Below are 25880 nucleotides of genomic sequence, written 5' to 3'. Positions count from 1 at the left end.
TAGGGTTGGCGACCTGTACAGTGCAGTGCGAGTTTCATGCCACTGTGCATGGCTCTCTGCGATGGACATTTTTACATTAGGTGTCGGATATCGCCACACAAAGCATGTTCAGTTCGCTCCAGGCCTCAGCCCTGGGGCGCGTCAGCAGGCCGCCATGGATGGCCTGCGTGTGTTCGTTCACACCTCCTGCGCGCATTAGCACTGATGTACAGGTGAAACCGCCAGCCATCGGGGTTTCACGGTTTTCCTTGGATAAAAAGAAGCACGGGGTACACAACTGATGGACGCAACATCCACAACCACCACCGCGAACGGCGGGCACGAGAGCAAGCTCAGTGCCTCGCTGAAGTCGCGCCACCTGACGATGATGTCCATCGCCGGGGTCATCGGCGGCGCCTTGTTCGTAGGATCCGGCAGCGTGATCCACAGCGCCGGGCCGGCCGCGGTGCTGGCCTACCTGGCAGGCGGCATCCTCGTGGTGCTGATCATGCGCATGCTTGGCGAAATGGCAACGTCTTCACCCGACACGGGCTCGTTTTCCACCTATGCCGACCGCGCCATTGGGCGCTGGGCTGGCTTCACCATCGGCTGGCTGTACTGGTGGTACTGGGTCATTCTCATGGCCTGGGAAGCCTACGTAGCCGGCAAGATCCTGCATGGGTTCTTCCCGGACGTCAGTGTCAACGTGTTCGTGCTGGCCACGACGTTGCTGCTGATCACGGTCAACTTCTTCAACGTCAAGCATTACGGGGAGTTCGAGTTCTGGTTCGCGCTGATCAAGGTCATCGCGATCGTCTGCTTCCTGATCGTCTGTACCGCAGCGGTGCTCAACATCTGGCAATTCGGCGAGGTGCGGGGCATTACCCACCTCACCGCCGAAGGGTTCATGCCCAATGGCATCACCACGGTCATCGGAGCCTTGCTGGGGGTGATGTTCGCATTCCTTGGCGCCGAGATCGTGACCATTGCGGCCTCCGAGGCCAAGGACCCGGCTGCGCAGATCGTCAAGGCCACCAACTCGGTGGTATGGCGCGTGTGCCTGTTCTACGTAGGCTCGATCTTCCTGATCGTTTGCCTGGTGCCGTGGAATGACCCGCACCTGGGCGTCTCCGGCTACGGCGCCTATCGCCGTACCCTTGAGCTGCTGGGCGTGCCTTACGCCGAGTTGCTGATGAACTTCGTGGTGCTGACCTCGGTGAGCAGTTGCCTGATCTCCGGCCACTACACCGCCTCGCGCATGCTGTTCTCCCTGGCTCAGCGTGGCGACGCGCCGTCGTTCTTCAAGATCACCCGTGCCGGCACTGGCGTGCCGGTGTACGCGATAATGGGCTCGTGCGCGGTGGCGGTGGTGTGTGCGCTGATCAACTTCAGCGAGACCCTGCGCCCCAAGGACGTACTCGACACGCTGATGAACACCACGGGCATGATTGCCCTGCTGGTGTACCTGGTGATCGCGTTCTCCCAGCTGCGCATGCGCCGCAAGCTGATTGCCGAAGGCAAGGAAGTGCGCCTGAAGATGTGGCTGTTCCCGTGGCTGACCTACCTGGTGATCGCCTTCATCGTGGCAGCCCTGGTGACCATGGCGTTCATGCCTGACTACCAGATCCTGGTGATCTCCACCGGCATCGCGGCGGCGCTGGTGGTGGCGATGGGGGTTGTGCACCAGATGCGCAGCGCGCCTCGACACTAAGGCTCATTGGTTTTGCGAAGCGGCCGGCTCCCTCAAAGGGGCCGGCCGCTTCGCGTTTTGGGCGACAGATGGCATATGCTTCAGAGCATCGCTCATCGGAGAACGTCGCCATGTCCTGGTCTGCAACCCAGTATTCCTTGTTCGAAGACGAACGCACCCGGGCGGTGCGCGATCTGCTGGGGGCCGTGCCGCCGCGCCCGGTGCGACACGCGACCGACCTGGGCTGCGGGCCGGGCAATTCCACCGAGGTCCTGCTGCAACGTTGTCCCGACGCGCAGGTGACCGCGCTGGACAGCGACCCAGACATGATCGAGAAGGCCCGAGCGCGCAAGCGGCTGTGCATCCCGCGCGTGCACATGGTCACGGCGGACATCGCAGGCTGGTCCGCCCCTGAGCCCCAGGACCTGATCCTGGCCAACGCCTCGTTGCAGTGGGTGCCCGACCACGGGCAGCTCTACCCGCACCTGGTGCGTCAGCTCAGCGAAGGGGCGAGCCTTGCGGTGCAGACGCCCGATAACCTGGAGGAGCCCGCGCACACCGCGTTGCGCGAGATCGCCCGCCGGGGCCCGTGGGCGGCCAAATTCGACGACTTCACGTTGCCGCCGCGCCATGGCGCGGCGTTCTACTACGACCTGTTGAGCCCGCTGTGCGCCCGCGTCGAGGTGTGGCGCACCACCTACCACCACCCGTTGGTCGACGGCGCTGAGGGCGTGGTGCAGTGGTTCAAGGGTTCGGCCTTGCGGCCTTACCTGGCGCGGCTGCAGCCGCAGGAGCAGGAAGACTTCCTGCAGATGTACCTGCAGGCCATGCAAAGCGCCTACCCGCCAGCGTCCGACGGCAAGGTGCTGCTGGCGTTTCCGCGCTTATTCGTGGTTGCCACCCGTTAAGTCGTCGGGTGAGGTGTCGGTGCAGCGCAGACGGTTGTCGATCCTTCCCCATAGGCGTATAAACTGCTCCCACTTTTTGTGCCGGTCGCTTCCTGAACCGGCCGTTGAAACAAGAGAGTCGACATGGGCGCACAGTGGAAAGCCAAACATAAAGAAGCCGCGGCCAATGCCAAGGGCAAGGTCATGGGCAAGCTGTCCAAGGAAATCCAGATTGCCGCCAAATCCGGCGCCGACCCGGACATGAACCCGCGCTTGCGCCTGGCCATCGAACAGGCCAAGAAGGCCTCGATGACTCGCGAAACCCTGGAGCGAGCCATTCGCAAGGGTGCCGGCCTGGATGGCGATGCCGTGCAGTATGCGGCTGTCAGCTACGAAGGCTTTGCCCCGCATCAGGTTCCGCTGATCGTTGAATGCCTGACTGACAACGTCAACCGCACAGTGGCGCAAATTCGCGTGTTGTTCCGCAAGGGTCAGCTAGGGGCCAGCGGCTCGGTCTCCTGGGACTTCAATCATGTCGGCCTGATCGAAGCCACCCCCAACGGTGACGCTGATCCTGAGATGGCTGCCATCGAAGCCGGGGCCCAGGACTTCGAAGAAGGAGAAGAGGAGGGGGCTACCCTGTTCATCACTGATACCACCGACCTGGACGCTGTGCAGAAGGCCCTGCCGGTGCACGGTTTCACCGTCACGTCGGCCAAGATCGGCTACACCCCGAAAAACCCGGTGAGCGCTTCGAGCCTGAGCGCCGAAGCCCTGGCCGAAGTCGAGGCGTTTCTCGAAGCCATCGACGAAAACGATGACGTCCAGAACGTCTACGTTGGCTTGACGCAGTAAGCTCGAGCCCCCCTTTGCCGATGCTGCCCATTGCCAGGCGTGTTGTACAGGTGATGGCTGGGCAGCGCTGCACCGAGGCGTGCCCCGAGCTGGAGCTGCCGTGAATCCTGCCTTTGCCACGCTCAGCCTTGCGCACCTGCGTGCGCTCGACCACCTGCTGCAGGTGAAGAACCTCAGTCGGGCGGCTGAGCGCCTGGGCGTGAGCCAGTCGGCCTTGAGCCGTCAACTGGCTCAACTTCGCGAGGCCTTCGACGATCCGCTGCTGGTCCGCCAAGGCCGGGGCTACGTACTGAGCGAGCATGCCCAGACGCTACGCGAGCCCTTGCGCCAGGTGTTGGACGAGCTGCAGGCACTTCGTCAGCCTGCGGTATTCGAGCCTGCCCGCTGCCAACGCCGCTTTTGCCTGGCTGCTTCCGATTATGTCGCCGAGCATATGCTGCCTTTGCTGGTGACGACGCTGGAGCAGGAAGCGCCAGGCATCAGCCTGGAGTACCGCACCTGGCAAGCCGGGCAGTATGACTTGCTCGCCAGTGGCGAGATCGACCTTGCCACCACCCTGTTCGATGAATCGCCGCCCAATGTGCACGGGCGTCTGCTCGGCGAGGATCGGGCGGTGTGCCTGATGGCGCAAGACCACCCCTTTACTGTCCATGGGTGGGTTTCGCAAAGCGATTACCTGGCGTGCAGGCATGTACGGATCTCCGGTGGCGGGGACAAGGACAGCTTCATTGACCAGCACCTGCGTGCACAGGGCCTGCAACGGCGCATCAGCCTGCAAGTGCCGTTTTTTTGCGCCACGGTAAAGGTGGTCGCCACCAGCCAGGCAGTGGCTACCGTACCCGAACACATCGCCCGCCAACTGTGCCGCCTGCATCCGCTGGCCTGGCGACCGTTGGGGTTCGTCGAGCACAGTCAGCGTTATTGGGTGGTGTGGCACCAACGCCTGCAGGCATCGGCCGAGCATCGCTGGTTTCGAAACCGGGTGTTCGAGCTGTGGCGCCAATCGCAATTCGGTGTACAGGGCGGCCTTGCGCATTTGCCATAGCAGCTATGCGCAAGGCGCGGTTCTTCGCGCAGGCGACGCGCTCTACACTGCTCTCTGCCAGCCGCCGGCGCGCATTGACCGCCATCAGGCGGTGAGGCGCCCACCACAGGAGCACGTGCATGACCCCCGAAGAGTTTCGCCAGTATGGCCATCAACTGATCGACCTGATCGCCGATTACCGCCAGACCGTGCATCAGCGTCCGGTCATGGCCCAGGTCGAGCCCGGTTACCTGAAGGCGGCCCTGCCGCCGGCCGCGCCGCAACAGGGCGAGCCCTTCGACGCGATTATCAAGGACGTGGATGAGTTGATCATGCCGGGCCTGTCCCATTGGCAGCACCCGGATTTCTACGGTTATTTTCCCTCGAACGGGACGTTGTCCTCCGTGCTGGGGGACTTCCTGAGTACCGGGCTTGGCGTACTGGGGTTGTCGTGGCAATCGAGCCCAGCATTGAGCGAGCTGGAAGAAACGACCCTGGACTGGCTGCGCCAGATGCTCGGCCTGTCGCCGCAGTGGAGCGGGGTGATTCAGGACACCGCCTCGACCAGCACCCTGGTCGCGCTCATCTGTGCCCGTGAGCGCTCGAGTGATTACGCCTTGGTCCGTCACGGGCTTCAGGGCCAGGACAAGCCCCTGATCGTGTACGTCAGCGCCCATGCCCACAGTTCGGTGGACAAGGCGGCGTTGCTGGCAGGCTTCGGTCGCGACAATATCCGCCTGATCGCGACCGATGAAGCCTATGCGCTGTGTCCGACTGCGCTGGAGCAGGCCATCGAACAGGACCTGGCGGCTGGCAATCGGCCGTGTGCGGTCGTCGCCACCTGTGGCACCACCGCCACGACGGCCCTCGATCCGCTGCGCGCCATCGGCGCCCTGGCCCAGCAACATGGCCTGTGGCTGCATGTGGACTCGGCCATGGCCGGCTCGGCGATGATAGTGCCCGAGTGCCGCTGGATGTGGGATGGGATAGAGCTCGCCGATTCGGTCGTCGTCAATGCGCACAAATGGCTAGGGGTCGCGTTCGACTGCTCGGTCTATTATGTGCGCGATCCCCAGCACCTTGTGCGCGTGATGAGCACCAACCCCAGTTACTTGCAGTCTTCGGTCGATGGGCAGGTCAAGAACCTGCGCGACTGGGGCATACCCTTGGGGCGCAGGTTCCGCGCGTTGAAACTATGGTTCATGTTGCGCGCAGAAGGTGTCGAGGCCTTGCAAGCCCGGCTGCGCAGGGACATGGACAATGCCAGGTGGCTGGCCGAGCAGGTGCGCGCGGCCAGCGACTGGCAGTTGCTCGCACCAGTGCCGTTGCAGACGCTGTGCCTTCGGCATTGCCCTGAAGGGATGGCCGGCCAGGCGCTGGACGCTCACACCCGAGCCTGGGCCGAGCGTCTGAATGCATCAGGTGACGCCTATGTAACCCCCGCCGTACTAGACGGGCGCTGGATGGTACGTGTGTCGATCGGCGCCCTGGACACTGAGAGGGAGGACGTGCAACGCCTCTGGGCCAGGCTGCAGCACGTGGTGCAGGGCTGACAACGATGGCGCAGGTAACCGTTGCCACGAGAAAAAAGAGACTGCGGTGATGATTGAACTTCCGCGCTCCCGGTATCTCTTCTAGAATCCTGCTGCCACGCCCAATCGGGGCGTGCGCGCGGCTTCATAATGGCGCAGCGCGGTTTTGCGTCCACTTCGAGAGAGCCATGAGTTCCAGTACCCCGCTGTCCGGCGTCAACCAACCGCTTCGTGGCATCGTGTTGGTGGTGTGCGCCACGTTCATGTTCGCCAGCCACGACGCTTTGTCCAAGTTCCTGGGGGGGCTGTACCCCATCGTGATGGTGGTGTGGGCGCGGTACGTGGTGCACACGCTGTTGATGGCTGGCATTTTCCTGCCTCGCTCTGGCCTCAACGTGTTGCGCACCCGGCGCCCGCTGCTGCAAACCTTGCGCGCTTTGAGCCTGCTCAGCACCAGCCTGCTGTTCACGTCTGGGTTGCAGTACCTGCCGCTGGCCGAAGCAACTGCGGTCAACTTCCTTGCACCTGTACTGGTCACTGCCTTGTCCGTGCCACTGCTCAAGGAACGGGTCACGGTAGCGCAGTGGGTGGCAGTGGTATTGGGCTTTCTCGGGGTGCTGATCGTCGTGCACCCAGGCGGGGCCCTGTTCACGCCCGCCATCCTGTACCCGTTCGGCTCGGCGCTGGGCTTTTCCTTCTACCAACTGCTGACCCGCATTCTGGCGGCGCACGACAGCCCGACCACCAGCAACTTCTATGCAGGGCTGTGCAACACCCTGGCCATGAGTGCGCTGGTGCCGTTTTTCTGGGAAACGCCGCGCTGGGACCATGCCTTGCTGATGCTGGCGCTGGGTGGTTTCGGCATGACCGCTCATTTGCTGCTGACCCAGGCCTTCCGTTTGGCAGCGCCTGCGCTGTTGGCGCCCTTCAGCTACTGCCAGATCATCTTTGCGGGCCTGCTGGGCCTGGTGTTCTATGGTCAGACCCCCGATACGCTCAGCCTGATCGGGATTTGCGTGATCTGCCTTAGCGGGCTGGGGGCAGCCTGGATGCAACGGCGGCGTTAGCCACTGGCCAGTGACACTGCAGATGTGAAAGGCAGTGCTGCTGCCAATTCGAAGTCGCTTGGGTACAAACGTGCTTGCCGGTTGCGTGCTGCAATGATTTCAGGCGGCCGGCCTGATTTGCGTGCTCACAACCCCAAGGAATCACGCTCATGCACATGCCCGATACCCTCAGAATTCGCAATGGCCAGAAGGCCGTGGCGACGTTCTCGGCTCAAGAATATGCCCGCCGGCATGCCGAGGTGCGCGCCCTGATGAGCGCTCAGCAGCTCGAAGCACTCGTCTTGACCTCCTATCACAACGTCAACTACTACAGTGACTACCTCTATTGCGCGTTCGGACGCGCCTATGCCGTGGTGATCACCCCTGATCAGGTCGTCTTGATCAGCGCCAACATCGACGGCGGTCAGCCGTGGCGCCGGTCGGTCGGCACCGACAACATCGTCTACACCGACTGGCGGCAGGGCAGTTTTTTCACCGCCCTGCGCCAGGCGCTACCGCGGGCAGGACGCATCGGCGTGGAGGGCGACCACCTGACGCTACACACCCATGCCGCGCTCGCGGGGTGCTACCCGCTTGCCGAGCTGGTCGATATCAGCACCGCCTGCATGCGCTTGCGCCTGATCAAGTCGGCTGAAGAGCAGGCCCTGATCCGCCAGGGGGCACAGGTCGCCAATGTTGGCGGCGCGGCGGTGATCGAGGCGCTGGCTGACCAGGCGCCGGAGTTCGAGGTAGCCATGCATGCCACCCAGGCCATGGTCCGGGACATTGCCAGGCGCTTTCCCGACAGCCAGTTGATGGACACCTGGACGCTGTTCCAATCCGGGCCCAACACCGATGGCGCCCACAACCCAGTGACCAGCCGTCGTGTGAGCAAGGGTGAAATCCTCAGCCTCAACTGCTTCCCCATGATCAGCGGCTACTACACCGCATTGGAACGCACACTTTTCCTCGATCATTGCTCGGACGAGTACCTGCGCCTGTGGCAGGTGAACGTCCAGGTGCACGAGGCAGGCCAAAGCCTCGTCCGTCCAGGCGTACGTTGTTGCGACATTGCCGCTGAGCTCAATGAAATCTACCGCCAGCATGACCTGCTTCAATACCGCACCTTCGGCTACGGCCATTCCTTCGGCGTGCTTTGCCACTACTACGGGCGCGAGGCCGGCTTGGAGTTGCGCGAGGACATCGACACCGTACTGGAGCCGGGCATGGTGGTGTCGATCGAGCCCATGATCATGCTGCCCCAGGGCCTGCCAGGGGCAGGCGGCTATCGCGAGCATGACATCCTGGTGGTGACCGAGCAGGGGGCAGACAACATTACCCAGTTCCCCTGTGGGCCGCAGCACAACGTCATCTGCCAATAAGCGACAAGCGCGCTGTCATCGCAAAGCTGCCAGGCGGCGCTGCGCAGAAGGCGAAACACCGAACAGTCGGCTGTACGCCTTGGAAAAGTGCGCCGCCGAACCGAAGCCGCAGGCCAGCGCGACGTCGCCAACTGGCGCGTCGCCTTGCAGCAGCAACTGCCTGGCGTGGGACAACCGCAGTTCCTGGTAATAGCGTGTAGGCGTGCGTTGCAGCTGGTGCTTGAACAGGCGCTCGAGCTGGCGCACGGTGATGCCGTTCAGGTTGGCCAGCTCGCTGGGCGCCAAAGGCTCCTCAAGGTTGGCTTCCATGATTGCAACGACTTGGCTGAGCCGCGGTTGCGCAGTGCCCAGCAAGGTCCTTAGCGAAACGCGCTGGCGTTCGCGCTCGCTACGCACACGGTCGCACAGCAGCAGCTCGGCGGCCTTGGCGGCAATGCCCTGGCCGCCCGGCTCGCGAGCCACCAGTTGCAGCATCATGTCGATGGCGGCGACACCGCCTGAGCAGGTGTAACGGTCGCGGTCCAGTTCGAACAGCTGCTGCGAGCATATGATGTTCGGGAAGCGTGCTCGCAGCGTTGGCAGGTCCTCCCAATGAATGGTACAGCGGTAGCCGTCGAGCAACCCCGCCTTGGCGAGCATGTAACTGCCGGTGCAGATGCCCCCAATCGGCAGGCGTTGTTTGGCCCGTTCGCGCAGCCAGCGCAGGTAAGCCCCGGTGGCAGGGCCGCGCTCGATGGGATTAGGGCCCACTACCAACAGTACGTCCAGCGCTGGCGCGTCATCGAGCGTGCAATCGGGCAGCACGCGCATGCCGTTGCTGGCGGTGACCGGCGCCCCTTGTGCCGCGATCAGTACGCTGCGAAAAACAGGCCGGCATGCCGCCAGGTTGGCCATGCGCAGGGTTTCGACCGCCGACGCCAGGCCGATGGTGGTGAAGTTGGGCATGATCAGAAAACCGAATGTCTTGACCGTGCCGGACTGCGGATTTACCGAAGCGGGGTGGACCATTGGGCGATTCCTGTGCAAGCTGGGGCATAGTTTGCCCAGAAGGTGGCTGCAAGTGAACCCAGAAAACCTGTTGGCCCAGTTGCCCGGCTACCCGTTGGCTGCCGATGCGATCGAAGTGCTTCCGGATGCCCAGGCCTACCGGGCCTGCTTGCTCGAGCGTATCGGCGCAGCCACCCGGCGTATCGTCATCGTGGCGCTTTACCTGCAACATGACGAGGCCGGCCAGGAGGTGCTGGACGCACTCTATCAGGCCAAGGCGGCGCGTCCAGCGCTTGAAATAACTGTCGTGGTGGACTGGTTCCGGGCCCGGCGTGGCCTGCTGGGGGCGGGCAGGCAGCCTGGCAATGCAGCCTGGTACCAGGCCGAACGCCAGAGCCGCCAATTGGACATTGCGATCCATGGCGTGCCTGTGCAGACCCGCGAGCTCTTCGGAGTGCTGCACCTCAAGGGCAGCATCATCGATGACTGCGTCATCTACACCGGCGCCAGCCTCAACAACGTCTACCTCCATCGGTTCGACCGTTACCGGCTTGATCGCTACCACCTGTTTCACAGCAAGGCCCTGGCCGACTGCATGGTCGACCTGGTGCAGCGGCTGCTCCACCCGCAGGCCACGCCGCGCCTGGACCTTCCAGCGCCTTCCACCGCCGATCTTCGCAGTGACATCCGCCGCCTGCGGGCACGGATGCGCCGGCTTACGTACGCACCGGGCCCTGCAACCGAGCCGGGGCACCTGCGGGTCATTCCGCTGATCGGCGTTGGCAGGCGCAATGCCTTGAACAAGACCGTGTGCGCGCTACTGGCCGTGGCCCGGGAACGTATCGTCATCAGCACACCGTATTTCAATCCGCCTCGCGTCGTGATGCGCGAGATTGACGATGCGTTGGTACGAGGCGTGCGGGTAGAGTTCATCGTCGGCCATCGTACCGCCAATGACTTCTACGTCCCTCCGGGAGAGCCATTCCATGCCAGCGGGGCATTGCCTTATCTGTACGAGGACAACCTGCGGGCCTTTGCGCGGCGTCGCGAGCCTTTGCTGGCCAGCGGTCAGCTGAAGATCAGGCTGTGGAACGACCCAGGACACACCTTTCACGCCAAAGGCGTGTGGGTCGATGAGCGTTATTGCCTGCTGACCGGCAACAACCTGAACCCACGCGGCTTCAACCTGGACCTGGAAAACGGCCTGCTTATCGATGACCCCCTTGGGCAATGGCGGGAGCCGTGCGAGAAGGAACTCAGCGCATTGCGTGAGCACGCCCCGGCTATCGATTCTGCCCGCGCATTGGGCGTCAAGGCCGAACACCCCAAGCCCGTGCGCAAGCTGCTGCGCAGGCTACGCTATAGTCGGTTGGAACCGTTGATCAAGCGGGTGTTGTAGGGCAGGGACGGGTAGTTGGCCTGCTCGATGGTCGATTGCGTTGATCGGCCAGGCACGCTGTTGGTCCACCCAGTGCATCCCAGACAATAGGCGCTCAAGGAATGGAAGCAGCTTTTGGCACTGATTCGCCGCGCAGCCGTGTGATGCGCCATCTTGTATTTGCCTTTTCGAGCCTGCTTTTGTTGGCGATGACGCTGGGGCTGGTGTCGCTGTACCGCATCGCCGTTTCGCTCGATGAGCGGGAGCTGGAACAAAGCCGATTTCATGCGGGCGCGGCCCTGGCACAGTTGCACAAGACCGAGCGCAGCTACCTGTGGACCCATGCTTCCTGGCAGGCTGCCTACGATCATCTGGCGCGTCCAGCAGACCGGCAATGGGCGTTCGAGGAAGGTAACGTGGGTGCCACGCTCTACAGCGATGATGGCTATGCAGGCGTGTTCGTCCTTGACGATCAGGGTACGCTCTATGCGGTCGTGCAAGGGCGTTTGACCGACCTGGGTTTCGATCACTTCAGCCCCGAAGGCCATCGCGTCCTGCAACAGGCCCGCCAGGCCATGGCGCAACAACAACCGGCATCGGGCTACGTCATGTTTGCTGGCCAGCCTGCGGTCTTCACCTCTGCCGTGATACGTCCTCCTGCGCTCGCCGACAGCCTGGCGGAGCATAACTCGGTGATGGTCTTCATTCGGATGATCGAAGCCGACTTGCTGAGTCAGATGGGTAAGACGGCCGGCCTCACGGACCTGGTTATCACCGCGAGCGACTATGCTGCGCAAGACATGGGGCATTTGCCACTTCAGGAGGTTCCCTATCGTTTGACCTGGCGCATGGACCAGCCCGGTAGCGATTTGCTGCAAGCGGTGTTCGCACCGCTGGCTGTGGCGCTGCTCATCATCCTGGCGCTGATGGTACTGCTCGCACGCTATGCCATGCGCACCAGCGCCGACATTGACCGCAGCTACCATCAGCTGGCTATTTCCAAGCGGGCACTGGAGGCCAGCGAAACGCGCTTCAAAGCCGTGGCCGAGGCGGCCTCCGACTGGATCTGGGAGACCGATGCGCAGCAGCAGCTGATCTATCTTTCACCACGCTTTGCCGAGTTGACCGGGCACGACGCCCAGAACTGGCTGAATCAGCCGATCTGCGCCTTGTTCGATTGTGAAACCGGTCATGTCGAAACCTGGCTGCACGGCCTGGGCGCCAGCGAGTCTACCGGCACGCTGCGCTGCCAGTACCTGGACAAGGCCGGGCAGCGACGCGAATGCCGAATTGCGGCCAGAGCCATCATCGAGCACAACATCTGCAAGGGATTCCGCGGAACCTGTACCGACATCACCGATGAGGTGGCAGCCCATGCCCGAATTCAGCACTTGTCCCAACATGATGCCCTGACCGGGCTGCCCAACCGCAACAAGCTGTTCCGCTTCCTCGAGGACAGCGCCAAGGTGTCGCGGGCCGTGCTGATGCTCGACCTGGACAACTTCAAGCCGATCAATGACAGCCTCGGCCACCCGGCCGGTGATGCGGTGTTGATGGAGGTGGCGATGCGGCTCGGTCAAATGACCCGTTCCAGCGATCTGGTCGCGCGCCTGGGTGGCGATGAGTTCGTGATTGTCCTGATCGCACCGGGCGCGCGTGATGAACTCGACCGGTTCTGCGCCCGGCTCATCGACACCCTCAAGCAGCCAATGGCGGTGGAGCACCATAAGGTCCAGGTAGGCGCCAGCCTGGGTGTGGTCATGTCCGACGATTACCCGGGTGGCCCCAGCGACCTGATCCGTTATGCCGACGTGGCGCTGTACGGGGCCAAGCAATCGGGCAAGAACACATGGCGGTATTTCTCCACGCAGATGAGCGCTGCGCTGCTTGAGAAGCGTGTACTCGAACAGGAGCTGCGCGAGGGCATCCCCCGTGGGGAATTACGTTTGCATTTCCAACCGCGGTTCAAGGTGGATGGCGTAACGATCGCCTCCGCCGAAGCGCTGGTGCGCTGGGAGCACCCCCGCCTTGGGTTGTTGATGCCGGATGATTTTGTCGGCTTGGCCGAACAAAGCGATGTGATCGTGTTGCTGGGCAATTGGGTGCTGCAACAAGCGTGCAGTGAGGCGGGCGCTTGGCCGCTCGAAGTGATCGTGTCCGTGAACATGTCGCCTGCCCAGTTCAGCCGTAGCGACGTGGTGCGCGATGTGGCCGAGGCTCTGCGCACCACCGGGCTACCTGCACACCGGCTGGAGTTGGAGATCACCGAGAACGTGATGCTCAACGATGTCGAAGGCGCGCTGCAGACGATGAACGCGTTGAAGGAACTTGGCGTGCGCTTGAACATGGACGACTTCGGGACAGGCTATTCATCACTGGGCTACCTGCGTACCTACCCGTTCGACAGCATCAAGATCGATCGTCGGTTCGTTCAGTCGCTGGGCAAGAGCAGCAGTGACCGCAGCGTGGTGCAGGCGATCATCAGCCTGGGGAACGCAATGGGCATGACGGTCACGGCCGAGGGGGTGGAAACAGCTGAGCAGCTCGCCTTGCTCGGTGATGACCAGTGCCATGAGGTCCAGGGATACTTTTTGAGCCGGCCGGTGAACAATCAGGCGCTGATCAAGTTGATGACCTCGGCGGCCACTCCGTCATATACCTCGGATTGAACAGGCCTGGAGGGGCCTTGCCGGGGCGCCGGACCGGCAAGATTCCGGTTTCATGCACACCCGGTCACAGCAGCAGGAAAGTCTGGCGCACGCGGTCGTCAACTGCTCTGAAAATCCTGCGCGAGCGCATACAATCGCCGCCTTTACGAACCACTTCGATAGGCTACACCCGCCATGGCGCTAGACCCACCTACCATGCTCACCATTTCCATAGCCCTGGCGGCAGCGGCTGCGCTTTACCTGGCGATAGAGTGGCGCAGTGTCCGCGAGTCGTCGCTGCTTTACTGGAGCGCCGGTTTTGCGACCATCACCGTCGGTTGCACGCTGGCGCTGCTGCGAGGCGTTGGCCTTTTATTCATCGGCATCTGGTTTGCGAATGGCCTGCTGGTCGTGGCCCATGGGCTTTTCCTGCTAGGCGTGCTGCGCTTCACCCAAGACCGAATTTCGCGCGCCTGGCTGGTGATCGTGCTGATCTGGTTCGCCCTGTTATTGCTGCCTGCAGGCCCGGAGTGGTCGAAAGTCATGCTGATGGCCAACTCGCTTCTGGTTGCCGCCCTGACCCTCAAGGCCAGTAGCCTGCTCCAGCCCCATGGGCAATCGCTGAGCGTAGGTGCAGTCCAGTTGCGGTATGTGCTTCTGGTGCATGGGTTGTTCTACGTGATCAAGGCGATCATTGCGATTGCGCCGGGCACGTTGATTGACCTGGCCAGTTTCGGAGGGTTGATCATCCAGGTCTCCCTGGTGGAAGGCGCCATGGCGATCATGATGATCGCCTTGTCGATGACAGGCACGGTTCGTTACCGTCGCGAAGAACGTATCGCTCGGCTGGCAGCACGGGATCCGCTGACTGCGCTGTACAACCGGCGTGCCCTGGAAGTGCGTGCGGGGCCTTTCTTCAAGGAGGTCAGTAATGTACGGCCTGCGGCGTTGTTGTTGATCGATATCGACAACTTCAAGCTGGTCAATGACCTGCATGGGCATGCGGCAGGGGACAGGTTGCTGGTGGCGTTGAGTGAAATGATTCGTACGGTGTTACCAGAGCGCTCTTTGGCCGCGCGGTTAGGCGGGGATGAGTTCGTGATTTTGCTCAGTGGGGCGAGCCGTGAAGGCGTCCTGGGGTTGGCCAAGGGTTTGCGAGAGCAGTTTCAGGCCTACGCCGGCGGGGCGGTACCGACACCTGCAGCGGTGACGTTGAGCATTGGGGTGAATGTGTTTGACCAGGCGCCAGCGAGTCTGGCGGCGTTGATCGAGCAAGGGGATGCGGCGCTGTACGCGTCCAAGCGCGCAGGGCGGAATAGCATTCGATTCGTAGAACGGCAGGTCGCCAGTGGTGGGTTTTCTTGAGTGACGTATTAGCGTTGCCGGCCTGAACTTAGTGCGCCGTGGGCGTACCGGTACAGCCCTGTAGGTCTCGCTGCCCGCGTGATGGGCCGCAGAGCGGCCCCGGCAAGGCCGCTCAACGGAGGTCGCTAGGTGCCTCGCTGCGAACCGTGGGTCACGTCACCACCTGATAGCAAGGCACATAAGCCGCCCCGCCCGGCAACTTCATCCGATGCTGGTCAACGAAGGCTTGCAACAAACGCCCCAGCGGATCCAACACAGCACTGTCACCGCGAATCTGATAGGGCCCGTGCTCTTCGATCAGGCGGATGCCCTTGTCCTTCACGTTACCCGCCACAATGCCGGAAAACGCCCGGCGCAAATTGGCTGCCAGCTCATGGGGTGGCAACTCGCGACGCAAATCCAGGTCAGCCATGGCCTGGTGGGTGGGGTCGAAGGGGCGCTGGAAGCTCTCTTCGATCCGCAGCAACCAGTTGAAATGAAACGCATCGTTGCGCTCGCGACGGAACTGCTTGACCTGTTTGAGCCCCTCGACCATGTGGCGCGCCACTTCAGCCGGGTCGTCAATGATGATCTCGTACAACCGATGCGCTGCCTCGCCGAGCGTCGCGCCGACGAATGCATGCAACTGCTGCAAGTAGGGCTCTGCACTGCGCGGGCCCGTCAGCACGACCGGGAAGGGCACATCCTGGTTATCCGGATGCATCAGGATCCCCAGCAGGTACAGAAACTCTTCTGCCGTGCCTGCACCACCCGGGAAGATGATGATGCCGTGGCCGACCCGCACGAACGCCTCCAGGCGCTTCTCGATGTCTGGGAGGATCACCAGTTCGTTGACGATCGGGTTGGGCGCCTCGGCAGCGATGATGCCTGGCTCCGTCAGGCCCAGGTAGCGGCTGCCTTGCATGCGCTGTTTGGCATGGGCAATGGTGGCACCTTTCATCGGGCCTTTCATGACGCCCGGGCCGCAACCGGTGCACACGTCCAGTTTACGCAGGCCCAGTTCATGGCCCACCTTCTTGGTGTACTGGTATTCCTCGGTGCTGATCGAGTGACCGCCCCAGCACACCACCATCTTCGGCTCGACGCCAGGGCGCAAGGTGCGGGCGTTGCGCAGCAAGTGGAACACGTAGTCGGTGATGCCTTGAGAGCTTTCCAGGTCGATGCGCTGGCTGGCCAGCTCGCTTTCGGTATACACGATATCGCGCAAGGCGCTGAACAGCATCTCCCGGGTGCTGGCGATCATTTCGCCATCGACGAAGGCGTCCGCTGGGGCATTGAGCAGTTCAAGGCGAACGCCTCGGTCCTGCTGATGGATGCGTACTTCGAAATCCTGATAGGCCTCGAGGATGGTCTTGGCATTGTCGACATGGGCGCCGGTGTTGAGGATGGCCAGGGCGCACTGGCGGAATAGGGTGTAGAGACTGCCGGAGCCGGCTTCGCTCAGTTGCTGTACTTCACGTTGGGACAGCGTTTCTAGGCTGCCCTTGGGGCTGACGGATGCATTGATGACATGGCGTTGGGGCATCTAAGTCTTTCCTGTGCGGGTAAAACATCCTTCTTTCACCACACCATACCGAGAAATGGAAGCGGCAACGAGAGGCCTGCAAAAAAAGCCCGGTACTTCATGGCCGCTCCAGCTGCGCGCATTGGCAAACAATCAGCCCACCAGCCGTTGCACGGCGAGGGTAATGGCCAAGCCACCCCCAAATAACCACATGTTCAGAATCGCCCCAGTCGCCAGCACGCGAGGCCCAGCATGGCGTATCTGCTCGAACCGAGTTTCCATGCCCAGTGCCGTCATGGCCATGGTCAATGCGAAGGTGTCCAGGCCGTTGACGGCCTCGCGCAGGTTGGAAGGTAGAATCTGAAGGGAATTGATCGCCACCAGTGCCAGAAACCCAAAAGCAAACCAAGGCACCGAGAGCCGACCCTTGCCGGGCACCACGCCAGCCCGTGGGGTACGGCTGATCCACAAGCCAACCAGTAACAGGACGGGCACCAGCAGCATCACGCGCGTCATTTTCACGATGGTTGCTACATGGCTGGCGTCAGGGCCAAGGGTACTGGCGGCGCCTACTACTTGAGCCACTTCATGGAGCGTGCCACCCAGCCAAAGCCCAGCGGTCTGGGCATCCAGGTGCAGCCAGCCGGCCTGAATCAAAAAGGGATAGAAAAACATCGACGCCGTGCCGAACAGCACCACGCTGCCCACGGCCACCGCACTTTTATGCGGCGCGCTGCGCAGCGTCGATTCAAAAGCCAAAACGGCCGCAGCCCCGCAGATGGCGCTGCCTGCAGCCGTAAGCAGGGCCGTCTCCCGGTCAAGCCCGAGCAGTTTCATGCCGCACCACACGCCTATCGCCAATGTGCTGCTGATCACCAGCAGCGAGATCACCAAGCCAGGCCAGCCAACGTGTGCAATTTCCTGCAGGCTGATCCGCAGGCCGAACAAGGCCACGGCTACACGGAGCAGGGCCCGGGCGCAGAGGTGTATGCCCGGGCCATAGCCGGCCGGCAGGCGATCTTCCAGCACATTGCCGCAGAACGCCCCGGCAATAATGCCAAGGATCAACGGGCTGAGGCCAAGTTGGACAAAAAGGGGCAGGGCAGCCACCTGGCTGACGCCAAGGGCGAGAACCGTAACGAAAATCACGCCCTTGAGCACTGCGCAGCGGTGCGCGACAGGTGCGTCAGGGGGCGTACTAGGGGCGGGTGTCATGGGATTCTCCAGCGAGCGGAATCAATGAGCACCACAATAATTTGGTTATAAGCTTATGAAAAATCGTAATCTGGAATGCAGAGTATCCATTTAGCTGATAGTTTTGCGGAATGACCCCTGAACAGCTTATAACCTTCGCCGTCGTCGCCGAACATGGCAACATCAGCCATGCAGCAGTGGCCCTGCATCTGTCGCAGCCGGCGGTGTCTGGTCAACTCAAGCTACTGCAGGAAGCGTTCGGTGAGCCTCTTTATCATCGGGCCGGGCGCGGGGTGCGCCTCACGGCAGCAGGCGAACAGCTCCTGGCGCATGCGACTCGGCTGCGCGATACATTCGATCAGGCCCGGTTACTTCGCGAAGCAATGCGCGGCCTTCAACGAGGCACATTGCGGATCGGTGCCAGCACTACGCCTGCAAGCTACCTGCTCCCGTACCTGATCGCCCAGTTCAAGACACTCTACCCGCAGGTAGCGATTACCACCGTACAGGGCAACACCGCCGAAATCGTCGGTGCTCTGGGTAGCGTGGATTTGGCGTTGATAGAAGGGCCACCGGGGCGAGACCTGCCCGTGGGCACTGGCGTGACGGAGTGGCTTGAGGACGAAATCGTCGCCATCGTCCCGGTCGCACACCCCTTGGCTGGCGCCGAACCTCGCTCCTTGAAGGACGTGGCAGGCTTCCCATTAGTGCTCCGTGAGCAGGGTTCGGGCGTGCGCCAGGTCGTCGAGCAAGCATTTGCCAACAATCAACTGCCGATGAAGATCGGCCTGGAGATTGCTGGCGTAGAGGGGGTGAAGGAAGCAGTGCGCGCAGGTATGGGCGTAGGCTTCGTGTCCGCCCTGTCGATTCGTCATGAAAATACGGTCTTGCGCAAGGTCCGGGTGGGGCCGCGTTCACTGACTCGTCGGTTCTCGATAGTGCTGCCCCACACAGGCTCACCCTCTCGAGCGGCTGCCCGCTTTCACGATCTGTGTGTGGCTTTCCTCGGCGCTTCGGCCTAGCGACGCGGCGAGTTACGACGATACTGGCCGTTGAACTGAGGCTGACCGTGCTCGCTGGCGTAGAGCGAAGCCAGGCAATAACTCGCCGGTGATCAGGGCCAGCGGCCCGGCGGCCACGCCGCACGTGTGCTGCCAGGGCCGCCAGTACTTCATCAGAAATCGTCTTTCGGGCTCTTCTTGAAGGTCCAGTCGGTGTGCTTGCGCGCTTGGAGGAAGCTGTTGCAGTTGGCGGTAAAGGTATTGCGATTGGCCTCTTTGGACAAATCCGCCAGAATTTTCTCCTGCATCTGCGGGGTACAGTTGTCAGCGGTAGGCTCGGGCACCGTTTCCTCGCTGCAGCCTGCGAGCAAGGCTGCCAAGCCCATTGCCGTGACCAGCTTTGCCAATTTGATGTCCATATCGCGATCGTTCTCCTGGTGCGCTGAAAGTGGAGTTGAGTGTTGAACCGGAAGGCATGATACGGACCCAGGCCTTGCAATGCCACCTGCAGAAAGTCACGCGCCTACGTTGAACACATGCTTCAAATAGGCCACGAAATTTTCATCCCGGCACTGTGTTTTCCCAGGGCTGTCCGAAATCTTGGCTACCGGCGCACCGTTGCAGGCTGTCATCTTGATCACCATGTTCATCGGCTCGACCCCTGGGATGTCGCAGGTCAGTCGCGTCCCGATGCCAAAGCTCACGTTGATGCGCTCATGCAATGCGCGGTAAAGCTCAAGCGCTTTCGGCATGTCCAGGCCGTCGGAGAAGATCAGGGTCTTGGTCTTAGGGTCGATGCCCAGCCGGTGGTAGTGCGCGATGGCTTTCTCCGCCCAGGCAAGCGGGTCGCCCGAGTCATGGCGCAGGCCATCGAAGAGCTTGGCGAAATAGAGGTCGAAGTCGCCAAGGAAGGCATCCATGGTGATGCAGTCGGTAAGGGCGATACCCAGCAGGCCGCGGTACTCGCGCACCCAGCACTCCAGGGCTGCCGCCTGGCTGTCCACGAGGCGAGGGCCCAGCTGCTGGTGGGCCATGAACCACTCGTGCGCCATGGTACCAATCGGCCGCAGCTCGTACTCCCGCGCCAGGTGCACGTTGCTGGTGCCGACGAAGCGGCCTGGGAAGTCGCGCTTGAGGATGTGCACCACCTCTTCCTGCACCCGGTAGGAGAAGCGTCGGCGAGTGCCGAAATCCGCTAGCTGAAAGCCTGCCAATTCTTCACTGCTGGCCTCGGCCCTGAGCCAGTCGAGGTTGCGGTACAACTGTTCGCGTACCTGTTCGATCACCACTTCACGGTAGCGGTAGCGGTTGCGAACCTCGCTGATGATCGCCAGCAACGGGATTTCGTACAGAATGACGTGCAGCCAGGGGCCGCGCACGCGTATCGCCAACTGGCCGGCGTCGTCGAGGCCAACATGCACGTAGCGCAGGTTGAAGCGGAACAGGCTCAGGAAGCGGATGAAGTCAGGCTTGATGAAGGCGATCTTCTCAAGGTAAGCAAGCTGGTCCTGGGTGACCGTGACTTCGGCGAGTTGCTCGACCTGGTAGCGGATTTCTGCAAGATACGGGGCCAGGTTCTCACCGTTGCGGCAGCGAAACTCCCACTCCACCTCCGCATTGGGATAGTTGTGCAGCACCGCCTGCATCATGGTGATCTTGTAGAAGTCGGTGTCCAGCAGGTTCTGAACGATCCGTGGGCCAAATACGCTGTCACTCATGCTGCTTGCTCCTTGATCAGGGCCAGTTGATGGTCGAGGGCCGACTCGTCGCCGCACAGCTTCACACCTTCGCCAGCCAGGGCGCCGCAGGCCTCTATCGCGCCGGCCTGGGTCAGGGCACGGCAAGCCGGTAGGTACAGCAGCACCTCGAACCCGGCCTGACGCAGTTGCCGGGCAGTGGTGCGCACGCAGTAGTCGAGCGCCAGGCCGCCTACGATCACGGCACCCACCTGATGCACCTTGAGGTATTCGATAACACCCGTGGAGCGGCGTTCGGCCAGGTCGTGATAGCAGGCGCCATAGGGATGCAGGTCGGGCTCCACGCCTTTCCACACAAAGTAGTCGTACTCGATGGGGGCAGGGAGGCCCGGCAGCAGCTCGAAACCGGGGGTACCAGGGATGCAGTGGCTGACCCAGGTGAGGTCCGCATTGGCAAGTGTCAGCGGCTGCAGCATCTGCGTGGCGTCGGCCACCACCCATGCGGCATTGGCGGGATGCGCGTCCTTGCTGCCCAGCCGCAGGTCGGCCCGCTGTGCCATGGCGTTGAGGTCGGGTGCGATTTCGTGACCGTCGGGGACTGGGAGTTCCTGAGGCGCATGGCACGTGAAGCCTAGTTGTGCGTCGACATCGAAGCTGGCGATTTTCATGGTGGCTCTCCTCGCTGGAATGGCTACATAATCCATCTGGTGAACTATGTATGTCAAGTGTCCGTCAATAGGGTGCATGATGCCGATTTACTTATTCGCTCTAGTGAACTATAAAAAGCTTCAGTCAAGGAGTTACGAGTGAGTACAGCTGAAGTCCTGGCAAGCGTCGACATCGTCGCGCTGCGCCTGCCGCCTGGCAGTGAGCACCTGCAGGTGCTTCTGCATCGCCGTGAGCGAGAACCGCACCATGGTCAATGGGCACTACCCGGTGTGATCATCAATGGGCGCACCCCTGATACCAGCCTTGAGAGCGCTGCCCACCGCGCCTTGAGCGAGAAAGCGCGCGTCCAGCCGCACTATCTGGAGCAAGTCGTTACCGAAGGCAATGCCTTTCGCGATCCACGGGGCTGGTCGTTGAGCACCTGTTACCTGGCGCTGTTGCCCGCCTGCCAGGAAGTCGAGAATGAGCAGCTGGCCTTTTTCGACCTCGCCGACGTGGTGGAACGCAGGGTGCTGCTGCCATTCGATCACAACCTGCTGGCGCGCCGAGCCCATGAGCGGCTCGCGGCCAAGTCCGTCTACAGCAGTTTGCCGTTGTACCTGCTCGACACCCGGTTCACCGTCCTCGATGCGCTGGGGGCCATGCAAGCCTGCCTGGGCCAGCCTGTGAACGCGACATCGCTGCGCAAGCGCCTGGAGCGCTTGCGCGTGCTGGGCTGGGTCAAGGACACAGGCGAAAAGAATCAACCACCCATGGGGCGCCCGCAGCAACTGTACCAGTACACCGCGCAAGGGCAGGGGCCGTTCATGTTCGACCGTAGCTTGCTGCCGGAGGGCAGTTGAGCATCGACCCGGCAGACTGGCCGCGCGAGGTAGGGCCAGTGCCGACATTGAACGACTGATCAATCTCAGTGGAACGAACCGCGAGTCAATGCCTCTTATCCAGAGATGGATGGCCTGTGCCGCGGATTCCCCTGACATGAGATCGCTCCAAACCTCTCTGATCGATGACACCTCCACACCGCTGAGCTTCCTGCTCAATGGCGGTGAGATCGGCCGTCTGCTTCAAACGATGAACTGGCAGGATTCTCCACTTGGGACGCCACATGGCTGGTCCCCGCACCTTCAGGCCGCGATGGCCACGCTCCTGCCAGCGCAGACCCAGGTCGTGCTGTTCTGGGGCCCGGACTATGTCGCGCTGTACAACGATGCCTATGCGCCCACCATCGGCAACAAGCACCCGCAAGCCCTCGGGCGCCCGGCGCGTGAGAATTGGGCCGAGCTGTGGGATGACCTCGAACCGTTGCTGCGCGGTGTGCGTGACACCGGGCAGACGTTTTCGGCCAAGGACCGCGCTTTTTATATCGAGCGCCGTGGGCACGGTGAGACGGTGTATTTCGATGTGTCGTATTCTGCCGTGCGCGAGGCTGATGCAAGCGTTGGCGGTGTCTTGTGCCTGGTCACAGAGACCACTGACCGCGTGCGCTTCCACCAGCGCCAGGCGTTTCTTCTGGAATTGAGCCGCACATTGCCTGGGCTGGGTGATGCTGCGCGCATCGAGTCCTATGCGGTTCAACGCCTGGCGCAGGAGTTGGGGGCGGCCAGGGTCTGCTTCGGTGAAGACAAAGGCGACGGTGTCGGCTTCAAGGTCAGTCACGACTGGACCGAGGGCGTGACGTCGTTGGTGGGCACGCATTCGTACCTGACGTTCGGTACCGACTTGTATGAGCAATTGAGCGACGGCAGGACCGTTCAACATAGCTATGAACAGCCCGAGCCTTGTCTGGCGGGCATAAGCACCACCTTGCATGCCCCTGTGCTGCGCGGGGGGCGACTGGAGGCCGTGTTGGCCGTTCATTTCAGTGATGCGCGAGGGTGCTTCGAGGAGGACTGCCAGCTTGTGGAAGAGACCGCCAAGCAAGTGTGGGCTGCAATCCTGCACGCCCGCGCCGAACAGGCGTTGCATCTGCTCAACCAGAGCCTTGAGGAGCGAGTTGCCACGGCGCTGGCCCAGCGCGAGTCGGTGATGATGCAACTGCACGAAGCCCACAAGATGGAAATGATCGGGCAATTGACCGGTGGTATCGCCCACGACCTGAATAACATGCTCACGCCGATCATTGGGTCGTTCGAGCTGTTGCGCCGCCATCCGCAGACCGATCGCGCGCCCCGGCTGATCGACGGTGGCCTGCAGGCAGCTGAACGTGCGCGCAACCTGGTCGCTCGCCTGCTCAGCTTCGCACGCCGCCAGACACTCAAACCGCAACCTGTGTCCTTGGCAGCCCTGGTCGAGGACATGCACGAGTTGATGGCGCGCTCGCTCGGGCCCACCATTGCCGTGCACGTGAATATCAATCCGTCATTACCCTGCGTCGTGGTCGACCCGCACCAACTGGAGTTGGCCCTATTGAATCTGGCGGTCAATGCCCGCGACGCCATCGGCGGCGCCGGCCAGCTGCAAATCATCGCCGGTGATGACACCCACTGCCTGGCGCCGCCCGAGGACCTTGCGGGCAAACGTTTGGTATGGATTCAGGTCAGGGACAACGGCTGCGGCATGGACGATGAACAACTCAGGCGGTGCATCGAACCTTTCTTTTCTACCAAGGAGGTGGGCAAGGGGACTGGCTTGGGCTTACCAATGGTCCAAGGATTGGCGGTTCAATCCGGCGGTGGGTTCGAGATTCATTCCATACCAGGCCAAGGGACTCAGGCGACGCTATGGTTGCCGGCCAGCGACGCATTGCCCACCCACCGTGACATCGAGCCCTGCGACGGGCCTGTGGCCGAGCGTCCGAGCCGGATACTGCTGGTGGACGACGAAGAAATCGTGCGTCACGCAACGGCCTTGCAATTGCGCGACCTGGGCTACGAGGTGACCGAGGCGCCAAGTGCAGTGGCCGCCCTGCGCCTGGTGGAAAAGGGGTGGCTGCCTGATGTATTGGTGACCGACCATGTCATGCCCGAGATGACTGGCGTACGCTTTGCCCAGCAAATGCGCCAGCATCACAGCGAGCTGCCGGTGCTGATCATTACGGGCTATGCGAACCTGACGCCGCGCCAGCTAAGCGGTTTCGAAGTACTGCGCAAGCCTTATCGACGCGCCGAACTCGCTCAGAGTGTGGCGCGCCTGCTGGCGGGGGCTTCCCTCAGTCGACGCTGACACGCCAGCATCAGCCTTTTTGCAGGCTGCACATCTGCTCTTGCTCCAGCAAGGCGGCGGGCGACTGTTGCGGCAGGTAGAGGGTGAAGGTAGTCCCCTGGCCCTGAACACTGCTGACCTTGATATCCCCGCCGGACTGTTTAGCGAAACCGAATACCTGGGACAAGCCCAGACCAGTGCCTTGCCCGGCAGGCTTGGTGGTGAAAAAGGGGTCGAATATACGCTCGAAGAGCTCCGTACTGATGCCAACGCCCGTGTCGGTTACAGAAATGGCAGCATACGCGCACGGATCGGGGACCTCATCGCGGCCTACCGGTAAGTGCTGGTGGGCTTCGAGACGTATGCGCACGACGCCCACCGCAGCCATGGCATCGCGGGCGTTGAGCATCAGGTTGATGACCGCCGTTTCCAATTGGCTAACGTCGGCGCGCACATGGCACGGCGAAGCGGGCAAGTCCAGCTCGACGTCAATGCTGGCGCCTGCTGCGGTGTCGAACAGGTCGGCCATGGCTGCCAGCCGCGCCGCTGCGTCGAACACCTGCGGGTTCAAGGCCTGGCGCCGTGCAAATGCCAGCAGCTGGCCGGTCAGTTTGGAGCCGCGCTCGACCGTCTCGACCATGGTGCGTAGATAGCGCATGCGTCGGTCGTCGTCCAAGCCTGGACGCTGCAAGAAGTGCAGCGAGGCATGAATGATGGTCAATATGTTGTTGAAATCGTGCGCCACACCACCTGTAAGCTGGCCGATGGCCTCAAGCTTCTGGGCCTGGCGCAGCTCCGCTTCGGTGTGCAGCAGTTGCGTAGTGCGGGTCCGTACGTGTTGCTCCAGGCTCGTATTGAGCGCCTCGAGCGCCAGCAGGGCGGCCTGCGTTTCGCCCGTGGATTGGGCATGCTGGATATGTGCCCAACTGCGTTCGGTCACATCACCGAGCAACGCCCGCTCATATTCGGTCCACGCGTGCGCCGACGTGCTGTTGAGCGCCATCAAGGCGGTAAGCCGCCCGCCTTTTATCAGCGGCACACAGCACGTGGCGGCGATCCCGAGGGCTGCAAACACAGCCGCCTCAGAATCGGGAAGTTCCTGCCTGCAATCATCGAGCGTCAATGCCAGCCCGCTGCGCAGTCGTTCATTCGCCTGCTTGCCGAAATCTCGCAGGCGATGCTCTCCGATCAATGAGGGGCTTGCGTCGGTCAGCGCTTCGCCACAGACCGTAAAGGTATCATCGTCGGATTGCATGACCGCGTAAGTACAACCTGATAGCCCCAGGTGATTGGCGAGCAGGCGTGTGGTCGTCGCCATGATCTCCTGAGGATCAACCGCTTGGGCCACTGCCCGACCGAGCTCGTCCAGAAACGCCAACCGTTGGTTGGCGAGCACGGTCGCCGTGGTTTCGGTAACGGTATCGAGCATTCCAAGCACATTGCCCTGCAAGTCACGGATAGGGCTGTAGCAGAACGTGAAGTAGGCACGCTCCGGTCCGCTATTACGGTCGATGACCAGGGGGAAGTCTTGGATGTAGACCGCTTCGCCCTTGAAGGCCCTGTCGGCCATGCAGCGGATATCGTCCCATGCCTCCTGCCAGACCTCTGCAAACGGCACTCCCAGCGCCACCGGCTTGCGCCCTAGAATCGGAAGAAAGGCATCGTTGTGAAAGGTCAGCAGATCGGGCCCCCACAGCACAGCCTGTGGAAAGTGCGAGCCCAGGCACAGCGCCAAGGTGGTCTTGAGGGTATCGGGCCAGTTTTCCAGCGGACCTAACGAGGTGCACGCCCAGTCATGCCCAAGAATACGGTCGGCCATCGCGCCGCCGCCTGCTAGCCACTTCGCCATCTGCTCTGCCGATCATTGAAACAGGGGGCTCTAGGGTGCACCCTTGAGGCAA

The 25880-nt window shown here is 62.1% G+C and carries 20 protein-coding genes; 13 read left to right on the top strand and 7 right to left on the bottom strand.

Annotated elements, in window-relative coordinates; genetic code table 11:
• Window positions 1–280 precede the first annotated feature (280 nt).
• The 7 genes from NMB38_RS12335 to NMB38_RS12305 all read left to right on the top strand — a co-directional run bounded on the left by NMB38_RS12335 (window position 281) and on the right by NMB38_RS12305 (window position 8395).
• Complete coding sequence (locus NMB38_RS12335) at window positions 281–1690, top strand: amino acid permease (RefSeq protein ID WP_027914808.1); 1410 nt, start codon at window positions 281–283, stop codon at window positions 1688–1690.
• Between the two features lie 110 nt (window positions 1691–1800).
• On the top strand, window positions 1801–2577 hold the full coding sequence (gene tam / locus NMB38_RS12330; RefSeq protein WP_027914809.1) for a trans-aconitate 2-methyltransferase: 777 nt from the start codon (window positions 1801–1803) through the stop codon (window positions 2575–2577).
• A 123-nt stretch (window positions 2578–2700) separates the two neighbouring features.
• The gene (locus tag NMB38_RS12325; protein ID WP_028686384.1) at window positions 2701–3411 is read left to right on the top strand and encodes a YebC/PmpR family DNA-binding transcriptional regulator; all 711 of its coding nucleotides are present in this window, start codon (window positions 2701–2703) and stop codon (window positions 3409–3411) included.
• Window positions 3412–3511: 100 nt separating this feature from the next.
• Window positions 3512–4456: a LysR family transcriptional regulator gene (locus NMB38_RS12320; RefSeq protein ID WP_140174230.1), complete on the top strand. Its 945-nt coding sequence runs from the start codon at window positions 3512–3514 to the stop codon at window positions 4454–4456.
• Window positions 4457–4575: 119 nt separating this feature from the next.
• Window positions 4576–5988 (top strand): DOPA decarboxylase, encoded by a 1413-nt coding sequence (locus NMB38_RS12315; RefSeq protein WP_125922282.1) that lies wholly within the window; start codon window positions 4576–4578, stop codon window positions 5986–5988.
• Between the two features lie 167 nt (window positions 5989–6155).
• Window positions 6156–7034: a DMT family transporter gene (locus tag NMB38_RS12310; protein ID WP_023535082.1), complete on the top strand. Its 879-nt coding sequence runs from the start codon at window positions 6156–6158 to the stop codon at window positions 7032–7034.
• A 149-nt stretch (window positions 7035–7183) separates the two neighbouring features.
• Complete coding sequence (locus NMB38_RS12305; RefSeq protein ID WP_242809511.1) at window positions 7184–8395, top strand: M24 family metallopeptidase; 1212 nt, start codon at window positions 7184–7186, stop codon at window positions 8393–8395.
• Window positions 8396–8410: 15 nt separating this feature from the next.
• Here the strand turns inward: NMB38_RS12305 and cahR are convergent, their stop codons facing one another.
• The gene (gene cahR / locus NMB38_RS12300) at window positions 8411–9403 is read right to left on the bottom strand and encodes a transcriptional regulator CahA (protein ID WP_281211954.1); all 993 of its coding nucleotides are present in this window, start codon (window positions 9401–9403) and stop codon (window positions 8411–8413) included.
• Window positions 9404–9455: 52 nt separating this feature from the next.
• Here cahR and pssA point away from each other — a divergent pair, with 52 nt between their 5' ends.
• The 3 genes from pssA (at window position 9456) to NMB38_RS12285 (ending at window position 14773) form a co-directional block, all read left to right on the top strand.
• Complete coding sequence (gene pssA / locus NMB38_RS12295) at window positions 9456–10781, top strand: CDP-diacylglycerol--serine O-phosphatidyltransferase (RefSeq protein WP_404691291.1); 1326 nt, start codon at window positions 9456–9458, stop codon at window positions 10779–10781.
• Window positions 10782–10882: 101 nt separating this feature from the next.
• Window positions 10883–13429 carry a bifunctional diguanylate cyclase/phosphodiesterase gene (locus tag NMB38_RS12290; RefSeq protein ID WP_490806068.1) on the top strand — a complete coding sequence of 849 codons (2547 nt, stop codon included), beginning with the start codon at window positions 10883–10885 and terminating at the stop codon, window positions 13427–13429.
• A gap of 195 nt (window positions 13430–13624) precedes the next feature.
• Window positions 13625–14773: a GGDEF domain-containing protein gene (locus tag NMB38_RS12285; protein WP_225806644.1), complete on the top strand. Its 1149-nt coding sequence runs from the start codon at window positions 13625–13627 to the stop codon at window positions 14771–14773.
• A gap of 151 nt (window positions 14774–14924) precedes the next feature.
• Here NMB38_RS12285 and ppnN read toward each other — a convergent pair whose 3' ends face one another.
• The gene (gene ppnN / locus NMB38_RS12280) at window positions 14925–16298 is read right to left on the bottom strand and encodes a nucleotide 5'-monophosphate nucleosidase PpnN (protein ID WP_023535126.1); all 1374 of its coding nucleotides are present in this window, start codon (window positions 16296–16298) and stop codon (window positions 14925–14927) included.
• Between the two features lie 132 nt (window positions 16299–16430).
• Window positions 16431–17492 carry a YeiH family protein gene (locus NMB38_RS12275; protein WP_490806067.1) on the bottom strand — a complete coding sequence of 354 codons (1062 nt, stop codon included), beginning with the start codon at window positions 17490–17492 and terminating at the stop codon, window positions 16431–16433.
• Between the two features lie 110 nt (window positions 17493–17602).
• Between NMB38_RS12275 and NMB38_RS12270 the strand changes: the two genes are divergently transcribed.
• Window positions 17603–18493: a LysR family transcriptional regulator gene (locus NMB38_RS12270; RefSeq protein WP_494354793.1), complete on the top strand. Its 891-nt coding sequence runs from the start codon at window positions 17603–17605 to the stop codon at window positions 18491–18493.
• A gap of 152 nt (window positions 18494–18645) precedes the next feature.
• Here the strand turns inward: NMB38_RS12270 and trbK are convergent, their stop codons facing one another.
• The 3 genes from trbK to NMB38_RS12255 form a co-directional block, all read right to left on the bottom strand.
• Entirely contained in the window at window positions 18646–18891 is a 246-nt protein-coding gene (gene trbK, locus NMB38_RS12265; RefSeq protein ID WP_023535077.1) for an entry exclusion lipoprotein TrbK, read from the bottom strand.
• Between the two features lie 96 nt (window positions 18892–18987).
• Window positions 18988–20190, bottom strand: coding sequence for a nicotinate phosphoribosyltransferase (pncB, locus tag NMB38_RS12260; protein ID WP_028686376.1), 1203 nt, complete (start codon window positions 20188–20190; stop codon window positions 18988–18990).
• Window positions 20187–20837: an isochorismatase family protein gene (locus NMB38_RS12255; RefSeq protein WP_027914820.1), complete on the bottom strand. Its 651-nt coding sequence runs from the start codon at window positions 20835–20837 to the stop codon at window positions 20187–20189. The genes pncB and NMB38_RS12255 overlap by 4 nt, the downstream gene beginning before the upstream one ends.
• A gap of 138 nt (window positions 20838–20975) precedes the next feature.
• Between NMB38_RS12255 and NMB38_RS12250 the strand changes: the two genes are divergently transcribed.
• A complete protein-coding gene (locus tag NMB38_RS12250; RefSeq protein ID WP_027914821.1) occupies window positions 20976–21680 on the top strand; it encodes an NUDIX hydrolase in 705 nt (234 codons plus the stop codon).
• 136 nt (window positions 21681–21816) lie between these two features.
• Window positions 21817–24000 carry a response regulator gene (locus NMB38_RS12245; protein ID WP_490806066.1) on the top strand — a complete coding sequence of 728 codons (2184 nt, stop codon included), beginning with the start codon at window positions 21817–21819 and terminating at the stop codon, window positions 23998–24000.
• Between the two features lie 10 nt (window positions 24001–24010).
• Here the strand turns inward: NMB38_RS12245 and NMB38_RS12240 are convergent, their stop codons facing one another.
• On the bottom strand, window positions 24011–25828 hold the full coding sequence (locus NMB38_RS12240; protein ID WP_027914823.1) for an ATP-binding protein: 1818 nt from the start codon (window positions 25826–25828) through the stop codon (window positions 24011–24013).
• Window positions 25829–25880 lie beyond the last annotated feature (52 nt).

The sequence above is a fragment of the Pseudomonas sp. FBCC-B35 genome, from assembly GCF_059133755.1.
The sequence above is the reverse complement of the archived record's forward strand: the minus strand, read 5'-3'. Positions and strand labels throughout refer to the sequence as shown.